The following is a 3,400-nucleotide window of genomic DNA, read 5'->3' on the forward strand; positions in this document are numbered from 1 at the left end:
AGCACCTAAGCAAGATCAATTTAGGGAAAATATAGCGTTATTTTTAATACTATTTCTGTATTCACTTCCGTAAATTCTTGCACTTAATCACATTTATGATCATTGATACTCCCTCAAGAGGAAAGTGGCTAAATTATGTGCCGCGCATTTCTGAAATATTCGTAACCATGACCTAAACTACGAATTATTAAGTAAATCAAGGCAGAGGTCGTTATGTGGCAAACACTCATTCAGCAGTTATCCGATACCCTGATGTTTGAATTTAACCCTGTTGAAAAAGAAAAAATCAGCGGTGGTGACATTAGTGATTGCTACATGATCAGCGATGGCGAGCAACGCTATTTTGTTAAAGTGAACACACGAGACTTCTTAGCTAAGTTTGAGATTGAAGGTGAAAACCTACGCTCGCTTCGTGAAACGTCAACAGTACAGGTTCCTGAATTAGTGATGATTGGAACCAGTAAAAATGATGCTTTCATTGTTTTAAACTATCTACCAACCAAACCTCTTGATAACGCAACGAACAGCTATGAATTTGGTGTACAACTGGCAAAACTACATCAATGGGGAGAACAAAAAGAGTATGGGTTTGATACAGACAATTATATTGGTTCCACTTTGCAGCCAAATCCGTGGGACAAAAAATGGTGTCATTTTTTTGCAGAACAACGTATCGGCTGGCAATTGCAATTGTTGCGTGAAAAAGGAATTGAGCTATTCAATATCAGCGAGTTGGTCGATGTTGTCCAATCTCGCTTAGCTAACCACAGCCCTCGCCCATCTCTGCTGCATGGAGATTTGTGGCACGGAAATATGTGGCAAACTCTGTATTTGGTCCAATTTGCTACGATCCTGCTTGTTATTGGGGTGATCGTGAATGCGATATCGCAATGACAGAGTTATTTGAAGGTTTTCAACCTGAGTTTTACCAAGGCTATGAGAGCGTTTCACCTTTGAGTTTGGACTATGTAGAGCGCAAGAATATCTACAACCTCTACCATGTACTGAACCATTACAATCAATTCGGCGGCCACTATCTGGTCGAAGCGGAAAGTTTGATCAAGAAAATTCTCTCTTTTTAACGGTGTAAACAACCGATCGGTACAGATAACAAAAGATCATCAATGAATGGCTATTTTGTTGTTTTATGGGCTAATTCAAAGTTTGAACTTAATTTTCCGCTTAAAGGAACTTAGCGACTTAGTATTAATATATCTCCAAGGATGTAAGGAAAGAGATATGAAAAATTACACGGAAAGAATGGTCAACTGCCCTCACTGCGGTCATTCCATTAGGATCACCCTAGATGCATCAAATGGTAGCCAAGAGTTTTATGATGATTGCCCCGCCTGTTGCCATGCGATTCATCTCAATATGATGGTCGATGAACGTTTAGACAAAATAGAGTTGTTTGTTGATGCCGATGATGAACAAATCTTTTAAAAAGTGAGCGCTTGGCAAGCGCTCTTCTTAATGGTTACGTGCAACACGCCAAGCCCCCCTATCTAGCCTAATCAAGCTTTGTCTGAAATAGATTTCACCACATACAGCGCGACGAACAACCTTCCCAATAAACATTAGGTAATTTCATCAGTTTTTCATGGAGCTTAGTGACACATTTCTTTATCATCCATGCCTACGCGATAAGTTGATTATTGGTCGCTATTTTTGCTTGTCCTTCCTCTGGAGATATTTGTGCATCGTTATAAACAAGAAGCTTCAAATTTAATCAAATTGGCAACACCTGTGTTGATTGCCTCTATTGCTCAAACTGGAATGGGCTTTGTAGATACTGTCATGGCAGGTGGTGTGAGTGCGATTGATATGGCTGCGGTATCGATCGCAGCAAGTATTTGGTTACCTTCGATTCTATTTGGTGTTGGGTTATTAATGGCATTAGTTCCCGTTGTGGCGCAACTCAATGGATCAGGGCGGCAAAAGAAAATTCCTTTTGAAATCCAACAAGGCGCAGCGCTAGCGTTGTTTGTGTCTATCCCCATTATTGGTGTCCTTTTTCAAACTCAATGGATTTTGGGGTGGATGGATATTGAGCCGCTGATGGCTGAAAAAACTAACGGGTACATGTACGCCGTGATGTTTGCCGTACCTTCTTATTTACTATTTCAAGCCTTGCGTAGTTTCACGGATGGTATCTCACTGACGAAACCCGCTATGGTGATTGGTTTCGCGGGCTTATTAGTTAACATTCCACTCAACTGGATTTTCGTATACGGAAAATTTGGCGCACCAGAGCTAGGCGGTGTGGGTTGTGGTGTGGCGACGGCAATTGTCTATTGGTTGATGTTTTTTATGCTGCTGTTTTATGTCGTCACTTCTAAGCGCATGGCGCACATTAATATCTTTGGTGAATTCCATAAACCACAATTGAAAGCGCAAATTCGCTTATTCAGGCTTGGTTTTCCTGTGGCGGCAGCGATATTTTTTGAAGTTACTCTATTTGCTGTGGTCGCATTGTTGGTCGCTCCACTCGGTTCATTGGTGGTGGCGGCTCATCAAGTCGCTTTGAATTTCTCATCATTAATTTTTATGTTACCGATGAGTATCGGCGCGGCAGTGAGCATCCGTGTTGGCCATAAGCTGGGCGAGAAAAATATTGAAGGGGCAACCATCGCTTCGCAGGTTGGTTTGCTAGTCGGTTTATCTACTGCAATTATCACGGCGACGTTAACGGTTCTATTTCGTGAATATGTGGCTTTGCTTTATACGGAAAACCAAGCGGTTGTAGCCATGGCGATGCAGTTGCTTATTTTTGCGGCTATTTATCAATGTATGGATGCGATTCAAGTCGTTGCAGCAGGAGCGCTACGTGGTTATAAAGACATGACGGCTATTTTTAATCGTACCTTCATTGCTTATTGGATGATTGGCCTGCCAACGGGCTATGTATTAGCAATGACTGATTTCATTGTCGAACCTATGGGTGCCAGTGGGTTCTGGATAGGATTTATCGTTGGCTTATCTTCTGCTGCTTTGATGCTGGGTATCCGCTTACACTGGATGCATCAACAAGCCGATAGCGTGCAACTCGATTTTGCATCGAAATAACGGCTTGATTCTCTGAATTTCAACGTGGCGAAAAGGCGTTGCGATGCAATAATAAGGTCAGACATTGTCTGGCCTTATTTATATTGCTGGCCTTTCTCTCATAAAACGTGCAAATCTTGGTTTCCCTTCGGCAGTGAGATCATTAAAACGAAAAGTAATAATGGATCCGATCTTTGGCGGATTATTTCTGATCTCATCAGAAAAACCGCTGCCGATATAGAACTCAATACCGTTTTCTAAGCGCACTAGCACTGATCCCATCATACCTTGGTACTTGCCAGAACCCAGTTTATAACCAATGACCGTAGCTTCAGCATCGTAAGCGCATCATAAA

Annotated in this window: 2 protein-coding genes and 2 pseudogenes; 3 read left to right on the forward strand and 1 reads right to left on the reverse strand. The window is 41.9% G+C overall.

Translation table 11 applies throughout. The features are described 5' to 3' along the window. Positions 1 to 213 precede the first annotated feature (213 nt). The 3 genes and pseudogenes from VOR_RS18035 to VOR_RS0115080 all read left to right on the forward strand — a co-directional run bounded on the left by VOR_RS18035 (position 214) and on the right by VOR_RS0115080 (position 3,066). Positions 214 to 1,082, forward strand: a pseudogene (locus VOR_RS18035) (fructosamine kinase family protein). 157 nt (positions 1,083 to 1,239) lie between these two features. Further along, positions 1,240 to 1,443 (forward strand): CPXCG motif-containing cysteine-rich protein, encoded by a 204-nt coding sequence (locus VOR_RS0115075; protein ID WP_010320526.1) that lies wholly within the window; start codon positions 1,240 to 1,242, stop codon positions 1,441 to 1,443. 252 nt (positions 1,444 to 1,695) lie between these two features. After that, positions 1,696 to 3,066 carry an MATE family efflux transporter gene (locus VOR_RS0115080; protein ID WP_010320527.1) on the forward strand — a complete coding sequence of 457 codons (1,371 nt, stop codon included), beginning with the start codon at positions 1,696 to 1,698 and terminating at the stop codon, positions 3,064 to 3,066. 78 nt (positions 3,067 to 3,144) lie between these two features. On the opposite strand, the pseudogene VOR_RS18570 reads toward VOR_RS0115080, so the two are convergent. After that, positions 3,145 to 3,384 (reverse strand): annotated as a pseudogene (locus VOR_RS18570) (DNA ligase); the annotation flags it as partial. Positions 3,385 to 3,400 lie beyond the last annotated feature (16 nt).

This window comes from Vibrio ordalii ATCC 33509, from assembly GCA_000257205.1.
In the GTDB taxonomy this organism is placed as follows: Bacteria; Pseudomonadota; Gammaproteobacteria; order Enterobacterales; family Vibrionaceae; genus Vibrio; species Vibrio ordalii.